Annotated in this window: 15 protein-coding genes; 4 read left to right on the top strand and 11 right to left on the bottom strand. The window is 64.2% G+C overall.

What is annotated here, in order from left to right; genetic code table 11:
• Positions 1-2: 2 nt before the first annotated feature.
• Entirely contained in the window at positions 3-1,658 is a 1,656-nt protein-coding gene (locus BcanWU425_RS28615) for a regulator (protein WP_085362231.1), read from the top strand.
• Here the strand turns inward: BcanWU425_RS28615 and BcanWU425_RS28610 are convergent, their stop codons facing one another.
• The 10 genes from BcanWU425_RS28610 to BcanWU425_RS28565 form a co-directional block, all read right to left on the bottom strand.
• Positions 1,659-2,483, bottom strand: coding sequence for a carbohydrate ABC transporter permease (locus BcanWU425_RS28610; protein WP_204510551.1), 825 nt, complete (start codon positions 2,481-2,483; stop codon positions 1,659-1,661).
• Complete coding sequence (locus BcanWU425_RS28605) at positions 2,480-3,418, bottom strand: carbohydrate ABC transporter permease (RefSeq protein WP_204510552.1); 939 nt, start codon at positions 3,416-3,418, stop codon at positions 2,480-2,482. Before BcanWU425_RS28605 ends, BcanWU425_RS28610 begins: the two co-directional genes overlap by 4 nt.
• Positions 3,415-4,737: an ABC transporter substrate-binding protein gene (locus tag BcanWU425_RS28600; protein ID WP_204510553.1), complete on the bottom strand. Its 1,323-nt coding sequence runs from the start codon at positions 4,735-4,737 to the stop codon at positions 3,415-3,417. Before BcanWU425_RS28600 ends, BcanWU425_RS28605 begins: the two co-directional genes overlap by 4 nt.
• 78 nt (positions 4,738-4,815) lie before the next feature.
• On the bottom strand, positions 4,816-5,595 hold the full coding sequence (gene soxA / locus BcanWU425_RS28595; RefSeq protein ID WP_204510554.1) for a sulfur oxidation c-type cytochrome SoxA: 780 nt from the start codon (positions 5,593-5,595) through the stop codon (positions 4,816-4,818).
• Positions 5,592-5,909: a thiosulfate oxidation carrier complex protein SoxZ gene (soxZ, locus tag BcanWU425_RS28590; protein ID WP_204510555.1), complete on the bottom strand. Its 318-nt coding sequence runs from the start codon at positions 5,907-5,909 to the stop codon at positions 5,592-5,594. The genes soxA and soxZ overlap by 4 nt, the downstream gene beginning before the upstream one ends.
• Positions 5,909-6,376 (bottom strand): SoxY-related AACIE arm protein, encoded by a 468-nt coding sequence (locus BcanWU425_RS28585; RefSeq protein ID WP_204510556.1) that lies wholly within the window; start codon positions 6,374-6,376, stop codon positions 5,909-5,911. Before BcanWU425_RS28585 ends, soxZ begins: the two co-directional genes overlap by 1 nt.
• An 8-nt stretch (positions 6,377-6,384) precedes the next feature.
• A complete protein-coding gene (gene soxX / locus BcanWU425_RS28580) occupies positions 6,385-6,834 on the bottom strand; it encodes a sulfur oxidation c-type cytochrome SoxX (protein ID WP_204510557.1) in 450 nt (149 codons plus the stop codon).
• Positions 6,827-8,098 carry an NAD(P)/FAD-dependent oxidoreductase gene (locus BcanWU425_RS28575; protein WP_204510558.1) on the bottom strand — a complete coding sequence of 424 codons (1,272 nt, stop codon included), beginning with the start codon at positions 8,096-8,098 and terminating at the stop codon, positions 6,827-6,829. The genes soxX and BcanWU425_RS28575 overlap by 8 nt, the downstream gene beginning before the upstream one ends.
• A gap of 54 nt (positions 8,099-8,152) precedes the next feature.
• Positions 8,153-10,339 carry a xanthine dehydrogenase family protein molybdopterin-binding subunit gene (locus tag BcanWU425_RS28570; RefSeq protein ID WP_204510559.1) on the bottom strand — a complete coding sequence of 729 codons (2,187 nt, stop codon included), beginning with the start codon at positions 10,337-10,339 and terminating at the stop codon, positions 8,153-8,155.
• Between the two features lie 11 nt (positions 10,340-10,350).
• A complete protein-coding gene (locus tag BcanWU425_RS28565; protein ID WP_007594050.1) occupies positions 10,351-10,800 on the bottom strand; it encodes a (2Fe-2S)-binding protein in 450 nt (149 codons plus the stop codon).
• Between the two features lie 257 nt (positions 10,801-11,057).
• On the opposite strand from BcanWU425_RS28565, the gene BcanWU425_RS28560 reads away from it, so the two are divergent.
• Complete coding sequence (locus tag BcanWU425_RS28560) at positions 11,058-12,677, top strand: B12-binding domain-containing radical SAM protein (RefSeq protein WP_018457153.1); 1,620 nt, start codon at positions 11,058-11,060, stop codon at positions 12,675-12,677.
• 4 nt (positions 12,678-12,681) lie between these two features.
• Here the strand turns inward: BcanWU425_RS28560 and BcanWU425_RS28555 are convergent, their stop codons facing one another.
• Positions 12,682-14,070, bottom strand: coding sequence for an MFS transporter (locus BcanWU425_RS28555; RefSeq protein WP_085362235.1), 1,389 nt, complete (start codon positions 14,068-14,070; stop codon positions 12,682-12,684).
• 169 nt (positions 14,071-14,239) lie between these two features.
• Here BcanWU425_RS28555 and BcanWU425_RS28550 point away from each other — a divergent pair, with 169 nt between their 5' ends.
• Together BcanWU425_RS28550 and BcanWU425_RS28545 are read left to right on the top strand one after the other, a co-directional pair.
• Positions 14,240-15,301 carry an isocitrate/isopropylmalate dehydrogenase family protein gene (locus BcanWU425_RS28550; protein ID WP_204510560.1) on the top strand — a complete coding sequence of 354 codons (1,062 nt, stop codon included), beginning with the start codon at positions 14,240-14,242 and terminating at the stop codon, positions 15,299-15,301.
• Positions 15,302-15,581: 280 nt separating this feature from the next.
• Positions 15,582-15,878, top strand: coding sequence for a UBP-type zinc finger domain-containing protein (locus BcanWU425_RS28545; protein ID WP_231188744.1), 297 nt, complete (start codon positions 15,582-15,584; stop codon positions 15,876-15,878).
• Positions 15,879-15,944 lie beyond the last annotated feature (66 nt).

Below are 15,944 nucleotides of genomic sequence, written 5' to 3'. Positions count from 1 at the left end.
CGATGAGCACAGGCACGACAGGGACGGCCGGCACCTCCGAGTTCAAGCCAGCACTATGGACACCGGGCGACTGGAACGCGTTTTTCGGCTTCGGCACCAACATCCTCGTCAACATGCTGGTGCTCACAGGCCTGTTGCGCTTCGTGTTGAAGATGCCCGACTCACTGGTGTTCGGCCGCATCCTTCCCGCACTCGGGCTGATGATGTGCCTTTCCACCTTCTACTACGCGTTCCTCGCTTATCGTCTGGCACAGACGACCGGCCGCAACGACGTCTGTGCGTTACCGTCAGGCGTCAGCGTACCGCACATGTTCATCGTCACCTTCGTGATCATGCTGCCGATCACGATCAAGACCGGCGATCCGCTCAAGGGCTGGTCGGCGGGCCTGGTCTGGGTGTTCTTCCAGAGCTTCATCCTGATGATCGGCGGCTTCATCGCGCCGTTCATTCGAAAAATCACACCGCGCGCGGCGCTGCTCGGTACGCTCGCCGGCGTATCCGTCACCTTCATCTCGATGCGGCCGGCGCTCGAAATGTACATGACTCCGCAGATTGGCCTGGTCTGCTTCGCCATCATTCTGGTGAGCTGGTTCGGTGGCGTGAAATATTGGCGCGGCATTCCCGCCGGTCTCGTCGCGATCGCGGTGGGCATGGTCATCGCATGGGGTTCGAACCTGTTCGGCCTCGGTCTCGGTGGACTGAGCGTCAAAGGCGTCGGTGATGCCTTTGCCAATTTCGGCTTCTCGGTGCCGATCCCGGCGGTAGGCTACGTTTTCTCCGGTTTCGAATTCCTCGGAATCATTCTGGTTACCGCCATTCCGTTCGGCATCTATGATCTCGTCGAGGCCATGGACAATGTCGAGAGCGCGGAGGCCGCCGGCGACGAATATCCGACCACGCGCGTGCTCACCGCCGACGGAATCGTCAGCCTGATTGGCTGCCTGATGGGCAATCCCTTCATCAACGCCGTCTATATCGGCCATCCCGGCTGGAAGGCGATGGGCGGCCGCATCGGTTACTCGGCTGCGACCGGCATCATGGTGGTGGTGCTGGCCTGGTTCGGCATCATCTCGGTGCTGCTGGCGCTGGTCCCTGTCGTCGCGATCTCGCCAATCTTGCTCTATATCGGCATGCTGATCGGCGCGCAGGCGTTCCAGACCACGCCGGTCAAGCACGCGCCCGCGATCGTGCTGGCGCTGACGCCGCATCTGGCCGCCTGGGCCAAGCTCCAGATCGACACCATGCTGGGCTCGACCATGAACGCGGCTGCGACCGTTGGCGGAATGGCCGCCGACAAGGCCGACGCGGTCAAGGCTGCGGCGATCGCAGCACTGCCTCAGCAGGGCGTGTTCTATCACGGACTCGAAGTGATGGGCGGCGGCTCCATCCTCGGCGGCCTGATCCTGGGTGCGATCGGTGTCTTCATCATCGAGCGCGACTTCGAGAAGGCCTCGGCGTTTGCGCTGGTTGGTGCGGTCCTGACCTACTTCGGCTTCATGCACGGCGAAGCCGTCGGCATCGGCGGCGGCTTTGGCGTCACGCCCGCGGTCGCGTTCGCCTATGCCGTGATGGCCGCCGGTTTGTTCGCGGCCAGCCGGCTCGGCGCGAGCGAGTCCTACATGCCGCACGCGGACATGCACGCGGCACCGGCGGAGTAGCTACCCGCCCTTGACGGCACCCGCGGTGAGCCCGGCGACGATCTGTCGCTGGGCGAACACCGTGAGCAGCAGCACCGGAAGGGTGACGATCAGCGCGGCGGCCGCGAGCGGCCCCCAGCTCAATTGGTCGAACGAGATCATGTTGTAGACCGCGACTGGCAAGGTGCGTGTCTCGCGTCCGGCCAGCACGATGCCAAAGACAAAGTTGTTCCAGGAGAAGATCACGGCGAGAATGAAAGCGACCGCGATGCCAGGCTTGGCGATCGGCAGCGCGACATGGCGGAAGACCTGCCAGCGCGTGGCGCCGTCGATGAGGGCTGCTTCTTCCAGCTCCATTGGCGTCGTCTCGAAATAGCCGATCATAATCCAGATCACGATCGGCACCGTGACCACGAGGTGGATGATGATCTGCGGCACCAGCGTGCCGAGCAGTCCCAGCCACTGGAACATGAGAAACAGCGGGATCAGATAGGACAGGCCCGGCGTGATGCGGGCGATCAGGATCACGATCGCGGATTTATGCGCGGCCATGCGTGCGATGCCGTAGCCGGCGGGAACGCCGACGAGCAGGGCAAGCAGCGTCGCACTGCCGGTGACGATCAGGCTGTTGATGAAATAGGTCAGAAAGCGGTTGGAGGCGAGCACGTCGGCATAGTTTTTCCAGGCGACATGCTCGGGAAAGAACACCGGCGGGTATGCGGCGTTGTCGATCTCGAATTTGAGCGACAGCGACAGCATCCAGAGAAAGAACAGGATCGCCGGCGACACGATGAGGAACACCGAGAACCACAGGCCGATCTTGCCGATGATTTGCCTTGGACTCATGTGCCGCTCGCGATCTCGGTCCACAGCATGCGTTGGCGTGCATAAAGCATCACCGCCGCGAGCAGAACGATCAGCAGGAAGAACACGACCGCGATCGCCGAGCCGTAGCCGAGGTCGTAATAGGAGAAGGCGACGCTGTAGAGATAGATGTTGATCGTCTCCGACGCCGATCCCGGACCGCCCTGCGTGATCGCGAAAATGATGTCGAAGCTCTTCACGGCATCGATCATGCGGATCATGCCGGCGATGAACAGGAACGGCATGATCAGCGGCAGGGTGATGAAGCGGAACACCTGCCAGATGCTGGCGCCGTCGATCTGTGCACTTTCGTAAGGCTCGGTCGGGATCGCTGCCAGGCCGCCGAGTACGATCAGCATGACCAGCGGCGTCCATTGCCAGGTCTCGACCAGCACCAGCGAGGGAATGACGGTCGCGGGATGGAATACCCAGAGCTGCGCGGGGATTCCGACCAGTGACAGCAGATAGTTCAGTACGCCGAGCTGCGGGTGGAACATCATGGTCCAGACCAGCGCGATCGCCACCGGCGTCGCCATCATCGGCATGATGAAGACGCCGCGCAGAAAGCCGCGGCCAGGGAATTTCTGGTGAAACACTACGGCCGCAAACGTGCCGAGCACGAGCGGCAGCAGCACGGACAGTATGGTGTAGACCAGTGTGTGCCCGACGGCCTCGATGAAGCGGGGATCGCTCGTCAGCCGCAGATAATTGGACAAGCCAACGAAGGTGGTCGAGGAGCCGACCTTCCACTCGTTCAGGCTCATCCAGATCGTGAAGACCCACGGAAAGATGATGATCGCGATCACGACGACCAGCGCCGGGACCACGAACGGCCAGTAGGACGGCGGCCGCAACTCCTTCTCCGGCGCGGCTTCGGACTGTGCCGCGCCCGGAGTCGATTGTGTCAACGCACTCACGCCTTCTCGCTACGCTCCAGGATCGGCCGGTACTGATCGTTGGCCTTCTTCAGCTCGGCGGCAGGATCGGCGCCGGACAAGGTCGCAGTGACCGCGGCGCCGACGATATCGCGGAATTCGGCGACGGGAATAACGACGGGCAGGCCCAGCTTGCTGATCTTGCCGGAATCGATCACCGATTGCAGCCATTCCTTGGTCTTGACGCCCTTCTGGACCTCGGGATCGCCAAGGATGGAGTTGCGGAACGGCACGCCGCCGCCGGCCTGCAGCAGCCGCGCGCCCTGGGTTTTCGAGACCACCCATTGGCAGAGCAGATAGGCGGCTTCCTTGTTCTTGCTCGCAGCGGCAACGCCGATGCCGTCGCCATAGGTCGAGGAATATTGGCCCTTGGGGCCGGCGGGCACGACGGTGTAGCCGACCTTGCCGACGACGCGCGAGGCGGCCGGGTCTTCCAACGGCGGCGCCCAGCCGACGCCGTCGATCCACATCGCGGATCGGCCTTGCGTGAACGAGGCCATCGACTCCATCCAGTTGAAGCCGGCGACGCCTGGAGGTGCCGATTTCGTCAGGAGCGTCTGATAGAGCTTGGTCGCCGCAATGGCTTCCGGACCGTCCGTCAGGATGTTGCCCTTGGCGTCGAGGAATTCCCCGCCATAGTTGAGGAAGAAGTTGCTCCACATCGCCATGTTGGCGTTGCGTAAGCCGCGCCCGACAAAGCCGTAGATCCCTTCCTTGGTATCGGTGAGCTTCTCGGCCGCCGCAGCCATCTCGTCGAGGGTCTTGGGAACGGTGACGCCCTTCTTCTCGAACAGCTCCTTGTTGTAGTAGAGGATGAAATAATCGACCGACCACGGCAGCGACAGCATCTGGCCCTTGTCGTTCCTGGCGTATTGCAGGCCGGCTGCCGAGAAGTCGCCCTCGACGAGATCGGCCGCGGTGAGCGCCGGGTCCTTCATGAAGGGCGTCAAGTCGGCGAGCCAGCCGGCCTTCTCGAATTGCCGCTTCTGCACATGGTAGCTGAGATGGACGACGTCGAAGCTCGGCCGTCCCGAGGTGAACTCGATCACCACCTTTTGGCGCTGCTGCTGCTCGGGAATCTGCTCCGCTTCGACCTGGATGCCGGTGAGTTCGGTGAACTCCTTCACGTATTTTTGCAGGTTGTCGCCGCGGGGCCCCTTGGCGAGGATCACCTCGAGCTTGGTCCCCGCGTATTTCTTCCAGTTCACCTCGGCACGCGCCGGCAATCCCGTCAGGCTGAGCGCGCCAGCTGCGGCAGTGCCCGTCAAGAGCGTACGACGCGAGATTTTGTGGTTGACCACTTGAGGTCCCTCCCTGTGACTCAATTTGGGCGGATACTAGCGGCCGTTCTGCTTCTGCCTAGTCCTAATCTGCGGAATTCAGGGCCGCACGGCCGGCGTCTCCATCGGCAAGCCATGCGCTCGCGACATCAGATAGAGTTCGAGCGCGACCAACTCGGGCGCGCCGAAATCATAGGCCTGGGCGCGGACACCCGTCATGCAACTGCGTAGCCGCCGCTCCAGCGATCCCAGCGTCTGCCATTCCAGGCGATAAAGCGGATAGCCGGTCGGCTGTCCTTGCGTGACCGGCGCGCCGGCAAGCCGCTTGTTGAAATTGTCGTCGTGGCAATTGGTGCAGGCAAGATTGAGCTGGCCTTCGCGCTGCATGAAGAGGGCGCGGCCCTGTTCGACGAATGGCTTCAGTTGCGGATCGTCGCCCGCGGTGATCGCGGTGCCGCGCGATTGGTGCGCGACGAAGGCGGACAGGGCCAGCAAATCGCGGCTCTCGTAGGGGAGCGGCCTCGCCTGCTGATGATTGCTGCGGCACAGATTGATGCGCTGGTCGAGCGTGACGGGGCGCGCCAGCGCCTTGTCGAAGGCCGGATAGCGCGCCGCGACGCCTTTCATGCTGCCGCGTGCATCGCCATGGCAATCCACGCAGGCCTTGTCGGCGCTGCCGGTCCTCTTCGTCCATAACGCCTCGCCGTCGAGCACGAACAGCATGCCGGGATTTGAGGTGTCGTCATCCTGCATCGCGCGCGTGTCGGGCCCCATGAACGAATAGCCGGAGCGGCGCGCGTCCGGCGCAATCTCGCCGGCGAGCAGGGCAGGGACCGTGGCGAGGAGCGCCGCGGCCGATATCGCGCGCCAAAAACTCATTCGACCGTGATCGACGCCGATGCGCTGGACGAATAGCCGTTGTCGCCGATCCACTCGAACTCGAACTTACCGCTCTGCTTCGCGACCGTGAAAAACGACAGATAGGGATTGGCTGCTATCGCCGGAAAGAGATCGGCGCGAAAAATCTCGGTGCCGTTGTAGCGGCACGTGAAACTCGTGATGATGTCGCGCGGCACCAGCGCGCCGTCCGCGGTATGGCGGAAGCCCGTCTCCATGATGTGCGAGGTCAACGTGCGGATCTCGATGATTTCGCCGCGCCTGGCTTTCGGCGGAACGTTGATGAGCGCGGCCATCAATTCATCTCCTCGGTGCAGGCGGCCAGCGTCACCACGATCTCGGCCGTGACCTGCCAGAACGTGTCGTCGGAAAGACGCGCGATCGCCACCACCTTCTGGGTGTCGGCGAGCCGAATCCGGGTCGAGATTTGGGCGCGGCCGGACGAGGGGCCGAGATAGAAATTGCCGATGTTCGGCTGCGGGTTCTTCTCGTTGAAGACGTGGATGCTCTTGACGTAGTCGCCCGCCGTCATCGGGCTCGCGACGCTCACGGTCAGCGGCACCGTGTTGCCGTTCTCGACCAGCGGCGGAATGTCGAGCTTCACCTTGCCGGTGCGGACAGGTGCTTCGCCGACGACGTTGCGGATCGCGGCAGTGAGCATCGCCGGTGTCGCCTCGAGCGGCCGCAGCGTGACCATCGGGATCGCCCCGGCGAACGTCACGCTTCCGGCAAGATTCAGGAATTGGCGTCGCGTGGTTGGCATGAACAGTCCTAGTCCCGAAGCGTTGCGAGAAAAGCCACGATGTCCTCGATCTCGGCGGCGGACAATATCGGTTTGCCGACGAAATTTCGCCCGACCCGCACGAGGTGGTCGGTGCGATAATAGGACGGCATGATGGTCTCCGCGTTGAAGCGCGCCGCATCGACCAGTCGAAGCCGCAACTGGCTCATCGTCCAGCGGTTCCCCGCACCCGAGAGGTCGGGCGCGAGGTCGCCCTGGAACCGGGTCTCCGGGAACGGACCGGAATGGCAGAGGATGCAGGTCGTCGTGCGCGCCAGCACCAGCGCGCGCCCGCGCGCGGCATCGCCGGGCGCGCCGGTGAGCGATTCCGCGATGCCGTCGCCGGCGACGTTGTAGTGCCGGAGCTCCTCGGCTCCCGCATGGCAGGCGAACGCGCAACTGGCGATGAGCGCTGCGATATGGACCAATGCTCTAGCCAAAGGTGTCCGCCGTGATGGCTCGAAACCAGCGCTCGGCTTCAGTCGCCTCGCGGGCGCGCAATTCGCGCGGCGCATCGGCCGGGCTGGTCGCTCCGCCCTCGACCTCGGCGAAGATGTCGCCCCTGGGCTGGTAATTGCCCGCGAGTGAAAAGCCGTAGCCGGGTGCGACAATGTTGTAGCACACGCCTGTCAGTCGCGGCGTTTCTGGTGCGCGGCCGGCAAGGAGGTTCACGATCGCGGAAGCGCAGGCCTTGCCCTGTGCGCTTGCCGCGGATGCCGATTTGGGAATGCCCCCGCCGAGGCAGGCATCGCCGATGACGTGGATGTTCGGGACAAGTTTCGATTCGAAGGTAACGGGATCGATCGGGCACCAGCCGGTCGCATCCGCCGCGCCCGCGACCTCAGCGATGCGTCCGGCACGCTGCGGCGGGATGACGTTGGCGACGTCGGGGGTGTAATTGCCGAATTCGGTGACGACGGTCCTGGTCCCAGGATCGACCGAGGTCACGCGGCCGCCTTGCGACAGAGCGATGCGTTCGATCATGTCACCGTAAAGCTCCTTCCACGCCTTCTCGAACAGCCGCTGCTGGGAGAAAGTGTCCTTGGCATCGAGAATCAAGACCTTTGAACGCGGCTTCGTCGTTTTCAGGTAATGCGCGATCAGGCTGGCTCGCTCGTAAGGCGCCGGCGGACAGCGCGAGGGATTGGCGGGGATGGCAATGGCGACAGTGCCGCCGTCCGGCATGGCCTCCAGCTGCCCACGCAGCAATAGCGTCTGCGCACCGGCCTTCCAGGCATGCGGCATCTTTTCTGATGTGGCGTCGTCGTAGCCGGGCAGAGCCTCGAAATGGAAGTCGATGCCGGGAGAGAGGACGAGACGATCATAGGGCAGCGCAACGCCATCGGCCGTCACGACGCTGCGCAGCTGCGGCTCGATCGTGGTTACGGCTTGGCTGATCACCGTGACGCCTTCGGCGGCGACCTTGTCATAGCCAAACTGCTGCACGTCGATCTCGCGCAGACCCGCGATCACCTCGTTGCTGAACGGGCAGGAAGTGAAGACGGTACTGGGTTCGATCAGGATGACTTGCAAGTTTGCCCGCGCGCGCTTCAGCGCGCGGGCGCACGCCGCACCACCGAAGCCGCCGCCGACCACGACGACGCGGCCCGCCGATTGCGCGCGCAGGATCGTAGGGGTGGCGAATGATGTGGCCGCGGCGGCGATGCTGAGGACGGCATCCCGCCGTGTCACCGGCGCATTCATGAGTCTTGTCCGGAAAGTGTGCCGCGGCGGCGGTTGCGGCCGCCGCGGCGTTTCTCAGGCGAAGGTGATGTTCTGGTCGCGCAGCGGCACCGAACGGATGCGTTTGCCCGTCGCCGCGAAGTACGCATTGAGCACCGCCGGCGCCGCGACGCCGATGGTCGGCTCGCCGACACCGCCCCAGAACCCGCCGCTCGGCACCATCACCGACTCCACCTTCGGCATCTCGTTGATGCGCATCGAATTGTAGGTGTCGAAGTTGGTCTGCTCGATCTTGCCGTCCTTGACGGTGCAGCCGCCGTAGAACAGCGCGGAGAGGCCATAGACGAAGGACCCCGCGATCTGCCGCTCCACCTGGGCCGGATTGACGACGTAGCCGGGATCGGTGGAGGCGACGATGCGATGCACCTTGATCTTGTTGCCGTCGGTCACCGAGATTTCGGCAGCGCCGGCGACATAGCTGCCATAGCCCATCACCTGCGCGATGCCGCGATAGATGCCCTGTGGCGCCGGAGTGCTCCAGCCGATCTTCTCGGCCACGGCATTGAGCACCGCCAGATGCTTGGGGTGATTGCCCATCAGCTTGCGGCGGAATTCGAGCGGGTCCTGGCCTGCGGCCTGGGCCAGCTCGTCCATGAAGCATTCCATGTAGATCGCGTTGTGATTGACGTTGACGCCGCGCCAGAAGCCCGGCGGAACGTGCGGGTTGCGCATCGCATGCTCGACCAGGAGGTTCGGCACGGAGTAACCGAACGCGGCTTCGCCGGACTGGGCGACGCCCTGGAATGCGGCCGGATCCATGCCGTTCTGCAGCGCTTCGGGGCGGAGCGAGAACAGGATCGATTGCCCGGACAGGCGGTAGTGCAGCGCGACCAGATTGTTGTCGGCATCGAACGCGCCGGTCATCTTGCACTGGGTGATCGGGTGATATCTGCCGTGCGCCATGTCCTCTTCGCGCGACCACAACAGCTTGATCGGCGTGCCCGGCATCTCCTTGGCGATCAAGACGGCCTGGCGGACATAGTCGGTCTGGCCGCGCCGGCCGAAGCCGCCGCCCGGCATCACCTTGTGCACGTCGCACTTCTCCGCCGGCAGGCCCGACGCTTCCAACGTGGCCGCGAAGGCTGCCTCGCCATTCTGCGTGCCGCACCAGACCTCGCATTTGTCCGCCGTGTAGAGCGCCGTGGCGTTCATTGGCTCCATGGTGGCGTGGTTCTGGTAGGGATAGCTGTAGACGGCCTCGATTTTCTTGGCGGCACCGGCAATCGCCGCCTTCGCGTCGCCGTTCTTGTTGCCGACATAGGCCGGCTGCCCGTTGTCGAGGCCCTCGGTCAGCCATTTCGCGATCGACTCGCTCGAGACCTTGGCGTTGTCGCCCTCGTCCCAGACGATCGGCAGCGCCTCCAGTGCGGTCTTGGCGTGCCACCAGGTGTCGGCAACGACGGCGACCGCGGTGTCGCCGACCTCGACGACCTTCTTGACTCCTTTCATGCCGGTGATCTTGGCTTCGTCATAGCTTTTCAGCTTGCCGCCGAACACCGGGCAATCCTTGATCGCGGCGTTCAGCATGCCCGGCAGCTTGACGTCGATGCCGTAGACCATGGTGCCGGTGGTCTTCTCGGCGGTGTCCAGCCGCTTCACGCCCTTGCCGATCAGCTTCCAGTCCTTGGGGTCCTTCAGCTTGACCTCGGCCGGCGGCGTCCGCTTGGCCGCGGCCTCGGCGACCTTGCCGTAGGTCGTGGTCTTGCCGGACGGCGTGTGGGTAATGACGCTGTTGGCGGCCGTGCATTCGGACGCCGGCACTTTCCACGCCTCGGCGGCGGCCTGGATCAGCATCACGCGTGCGGTGGCACCGCCCTTGCGGACATAGTCTTGCGAAGAGCGGATGCCGCGGCTGCCGCCGGTCGAGAAATCGCCCCAGACGCGCTTGCGGGCGACGCTCTGGCCCGGTGTCGGATATTCGGTCGAGACCTTCGACCAGTCGCATTCGAGTTCCTCGGCGACGAGCTGGGCAAGGCCCGTGAGGGAGCCCTGGCCCATTTCGGAGCGGGCGATGCGGATGACGACGGTGTCGTCGGGCCTGACCACGACCCAGGCGCCGATCTCCGGGGAGCCGTCGGCCGCGCGGACCACGGCGGGACCGCCGAAGGGGATATCGAGGCCGATTGCGAGACCTGCGCCGACCGCGGCGGTGCCGATGACGAAGGCACGGCGGTTCATCCTGGGAGAGACATGCTTGTTCATGTGGCGGCTCCTTACGCGCTTGCGATCGTGTGGATCGCTTCGCGCACCTGCTGGAAGGTGCCGCAGCGGCAGATATTGGTGATGGCCTCGTCGATGTCGGCGTCGGTCGGCTTCGGCTTCTCGCTCAGCAGCGCCGCCACCGCCATGATCATGCCGCTCTGGCAATAGCCGCATTGCGGAACGTCCTGGGCAATCCAGGCTTCCTGCACCTTGTGCAGCGCGTTGCCGGAGGCGAGCCCTTCGATGGTCGTGATCTTCTTGCCTGCGGCTTCGCCGACCGAAACCCCGCAGGAGCGGGTGGCGACGCCGTCGATGTGAACGGTGCAGGCGCCGCATTGTGCAATGCCGCAGCCATATTTGGTGCCGGTGAGGCCGGCATTCTCGCGGATCGCCCAGAGCAGGGGCGTATCCGGCTCGACGTCGAGCGTGAAGGTTTTTCCGTTGATTGTTAGGTTTGCCATCGCAGTCCCCTGATTGGCCCAATCCACCGACTGGACTCAGCGGCGCAATGTGTCCGGCAAATTGGAAACGTTCAAATCAATAGTCCGAGGGGTAACCGGCGGGGATTCCTTCCCCGGGCGCCCGCGGCACGGCTTGGAGCGACGTCTACTGGCTTCCGCGCCGACGCCCCCGGAACCGAGAGCGACAGTTTGTCCCTTTTGGCAGGGTGCAAGTCGAGAATGCTCTGCTACAGTGGAATCAGCCAAAAAGGGGTTCCATGAACGTACCGCAGCCTTGCAAAGTCCTGATGCTCTATCCGCTGTTCTCGGCAGAGTCCTTCTGGAGCTTTGGCGAATCCTGCAAAGTGTTGGGTGTGAAGCGGCCCGCGGCCCCTTTGGGGCTGATCACCGTTGCCGCGATGCTGCCCGAGAGCTGGACGGTCCGGCTGATCGATTGCAACACGGAATCCTTCAGCGACGAGGATCTTTCCTGGGCCGACGTCGTCTTCACCGGCGGAATGATGCCGCAGCAGGCCGACACGCTGCGCCTGATCGAAATTTGCCGTGCCGCGGGCAAGCCGGTGGTCGTGGGCGGTCCCGATCCCACCTCGAGCCCCCATATCTATGAGAGGGCCGACTTCCAGGTGCTCGGAGAGGCCGAAAGCGTTCTCCACGAATTCGTCGCGGCCTGGGACAGTGGCGCACGCTCCGGCGTCTTCATTGCGCCGAAATTCCAGGCCGACGTCACCAAGACGCCGGTTCCGCGCTTCGATCTGCTGAAGTTCGAGGACTACCTTTATCTCGGTGTGCAGTATTCCCGCGGCTGCCCGTTCACCTGCGAGTTCTGCGATATCATCGAGCTCTATGGCCGGGTGCCGCGAACCAAGACGAACGAGCAAATGCTGGTCGAGCTCGACAGGCTCTATGCCATGGGCTACCGCGGCCATCTCGACTTCGTCGACGACAATTTCATCGGCAACAAGAAGTCGTTGCGGCTGTTCCTGCCCCAGCTGGCCGAATGGCAACGTGCTCACGGCTATCCCTTTGAATTGTCGACTGAGGCCTCGGTCAATCTGGCCGACGATCCCGAGCTCCTGAACCTGATGGGCCAGGCGAATTTCTTCGCCATCTTCGTCGGTATCGAAAGTCCGGATCCGGCGACGCTGGTCGCCATGCGGAAGAAGCAGAACACGCGGCGCAACATCGCCGAGAGCATCCACAAGATCTACGCCGCGGGCATGCTCGTCACCGCGGGTTTCATCGTCGGCTTCGACAATGAGAAGCTCTCGATGGCGGATGCCATGATCGACTTCATCGAAGAGGCGGCGATCCCGGTCAGCATGGTCGGCCTGCTCTATGCCTTGCCGAACACGCAGCTGACGCGCCGCCTGGAGCGCGAAGGGCGGTTGCATCCGGGCCATGACTTGGCGCCGACCATCGGCGCGGATCAGTGCACCGCCGGGATCAACTTCGATCCGGTGCGTCCATTGCGCGACATTCTGACGGACTACAAGCGCGTGCTGGAGCACATCTACAGCCCGGCCGCCTATGCAAGGCGTATCGACCGACTGATGACGCTGCTCGACCGCTCTCGCCAGCGCCAGGAGCTCGCGGAAGGCGATATCCGTGCCCGGATCGGCGCGATGGAAACGGTGCACAAGGTGGTCACAGCCCTTCCCGAGGCGCGCGGGCCGCTGTGGCAGACCTTCATGAACTGCGCCAAGCGCGACACAACATCGGCGCGGATCGCCGTGCAGATGATCGCTGCCTATGCGCATCTCGGGCCGTTCTCGCGCAAGGTCATCGCTGCCATCGATGAGCGCCTCGCTGCGCTCGACGAGGAGACTGTCATTCCGGCCGCGACAGTCGAGGTGACGGCGGCCCGACATCTGGCTTGACCGTCTACTCCACCGCCAGCCGCAAAAAGCTCATCACGCTGCCGAGTACGGCGAAGCCGGCGCCGAGTGCCAATGCCACGACTGCGCCGTCGTGACCGGCCAGCGAGAAGCAGAGCGCGGCCAGCGCCGCCCCTGTCGTCTGCCCCGTCAGGCGCGCGGTGGCGACGATGCCGGAGGCGCTGCCGCTGCGATGCGGCGGCGCGCTCGACATCACCGCTTTCATGTTCGGCGCCTGGAAGAAGCCGAATCCCATGCCGCAGATCACCATCCGCCAGATAATGTCGGGAATCGCAGGATTGGCCGGCAGCATCGCCAGCAGCGCCATGCCGAGGCCGAGCAGCACGAGCCCGATGCCGCCGAGCAATCCGACCGCGTGCCGGTCGGAGAGGCGCCCGGCGATCGGCGCCATGATGCCGACCACCAGCGGCCATGGCGTCATGAAGAAGCCGGTCTCGACCTGCGAACGCCCCAGCACGTCTTCGAAATAGAACGGCAGCGAGACGAAGGCGAGGCCCTGCACCGCGAACGAGCACACGGCCGTCGCGGCCGACAGCGCGAACATTGGCCGGCTGAACAGGTCGATCGGCAGCATCGGCGCCGGATGGTCGGCATGGCGGCGCGTCAGGATGAAGCCGAGCACCAGGGCCGTGACCAGCTCGATGCCCACGACAACCGGTGAGAGATTGTGCGCGGCACTGCCGATGCCCGTGATGAACAGCCCGAGACAGGCCGACGCCAAGGCCGCGCCGAGAAAGTCAAAGCCGTGATCGGCGCGCGGCGTCTTCGGCAGCATCGCAAATCCGATGCCGATCGCGACGAGGCCGAACGGGATGTTGACGGCGAACAGCCATGGCCACGGGCCGAGCGCGAGGATAGCGGAAGCGATCGAGGGACCAAAGGTGAAGGCGGTCGCGACCACCAGCGCGTTGTGGCCGAAGCCGCGGCCGAGCATCCGGCCGGGATAGACGAAGCGCACCAGCGCCGTGTTGACGCTCATGATGCCGCTCGCACCTAACCCTTGCAGCGTGCGCGCAACCAGCAGGCTCTCCAGCGACCAGGCCACCGCGCAGAACAGCGAGGCGATGGTGAACAGGATCAGGCCGCCGAGATAGATGCGCTGGTGCCCGACGATCTCGCCGAGTGCTCCCAACGGCAGCAACGTCGCCACCAGCGCGATCTGGTAGACGTTGACCACCCAGACCGATTGCTCCGGGCTCACATGCAGGTCGCCGGCAATGGCGGGCAGCGCGATGTTGGCGATCGCGGTGTCGAGCGACGCCATCGCCAGCGCGGTGAAGATCGCGGCAATGGCCCAGCGCCGCTGTGCGGCTGGAAGGCCGTCGGAAATGGTGTGGTCGGGCTCGCGCGCGCCGGCGGGTAACGTGATTGTCATTGCGTTAGCGCGTTGCTCCGGCGGCCGGCTCCAGGGGACTCGGCATGTACTACGGCGCGGCCGCCTTCCACAGGCATATGCTTGCATGCTGTGTATGCGCGAAGGCTGGGCGATGAACCTGCGCGCCGGCGTATGATCGCGCGAACTGCTGCAATGTCAGGGGACCGCCATGCACATCGTCGTTTTGCCCGGTGACGGCATCGGGCCCGAGATCACGGCCGCGACATCAGGCGTGTTGCGCGCGGCCTCCGAACGCTTCCAGCTCAATCTGCAGCTGGAGGAGCACGCGGTCGGGCATGCGAGCCTCAAACAATTTGGCACGACGGTGCGCCCCGAGCTGCTCGACATCGTCCGCGCCGCCGACGGCCTGATCCTCGGGCCGACCGCGACCTTCGACTTCAAGGACGAGGCCCATGGCGAGATCAACCCGTCGCGATATTTTCGCAAGAACCTCGACCTCTACGCCAATGTCAGGCCCGCACGCACCTATGCGGGGCGGTCCGGCCGGGTGGGCGATTTCGACCTCGTCGTGGTGCGCGAGAACACAGAAGGGTTTTACGCCGACCGCAACATGGAGCAGGGCAATGGCGAGATGCTGGTCACGCCTGACGTCGTGATCTCGCTGCGCCGGATCACGCGCCTGTGCTGCGAGCGCATCGCGCACGCGGCGTGCCGGCTGGCGATGAAGCGGCGCAAGCATCTCACCATCGTGCACAAGGCCAATGTGCTCAAGCTCGGTGACGGCATGTTCCTCGAGATCTGCCGCGAGACGGCGAAGGCCTATCCCGGCCTTGGGATCGACGACATCCTCATCGACGCCATGATGGCGCATGTGGTGCGCAACCCCGACCGCTTCGACGTCATCGTCGCCACCAACATGTTTGGCGACATCCTGTCCGATCTCACCGCCGAACTCTCCGGCAGCCTCGGTCTCGGCGGCTCGCTCAATGTCGGCGACAGCTTCGCCATGGCGCAGGCCGCGCATGGCTCGGCGCCTGACATAGCCGGACAGGATGTTGCCAATCCAGTCTCGCTGATCCTGTCCACGGCCCTGCTGCTCGGATGGCACGGCGAGAATAGCGGCGCGGTGCGCTACGAGGAAGCCGCACGTGCGATCGAGGCGGCGGTGGCAAAAGCGATCGGCGAGGGCAGGGCAACGCGCGATGTCGGCGGAAAGCTCGGCACGATCGCCGCGGGGGCGGCGATTGCGGAAATCCTGCAGGCCGGGTGAGTGGTTATGCGGGGCCTTGTTTTTTTTAAGGGCTCAAAACAAAAAAGCGCGAAAACAACCCCATGCACAGTAGAAGGCCCCTTGATTAATAAGGGATTTCCGAACCGCGCAGCGGCGGCATTCGCCGCTGCCATGACGTTGACCCGTCGGGCAAAACACTGGCAAAATGCGATCGTGGCGGAGATCGCGGCGTGAATGCATCGGTGGTGGCTGCGGGCAATTTCAGTGAGCTGACCTAGGTGGCATCAATCTCGCGGCCAAACCAAGCGGAACGGGGTGCGTGGAATGCTCGGCTGCGGGCGGGTGGTGGTTTCACCTTCGCAGATGTGTCGAATGCGGTCACATCGGCTGCTGTGATGCGTCACCAAATCAGCACGCAACGAAACACAGCGCGGCGACAGGTCATCCGATCATCACGAGCTTCGAGCCGGGCGAACGATGGTTTTACGACTATCGCACGGGAGAGGCTTTCGCCGGCCCGAAGCTTCAAGGTCCTCACGCGCATCCGTTGGATCAGCCGGTGCCCGGACCGGACGGCGCGGTGCCTCCGGACTGGCAAACGCTGCTGCATGAGTAAGGCGGTAGGCCGTAGGATGGGTAGAGCACTTGCGAAACCCATCAGGTTCACGTCGTATGCTGTCGA

Source organism: Bradyrhizobium sp. WU425, assembly GCF_021052305.1.
In the GTDB taxonomy this organism is placed as follows: Bacteria; Pseudomonadota; Alphaproteobacteria; order Rhizobiales; family Xanthobacteraceae; genus Bradyrhizobium; species Bradyrhizobium canariense_D.
This window is presented reverse-complemented; position numbering and strand designations above follow the sequence as displayed.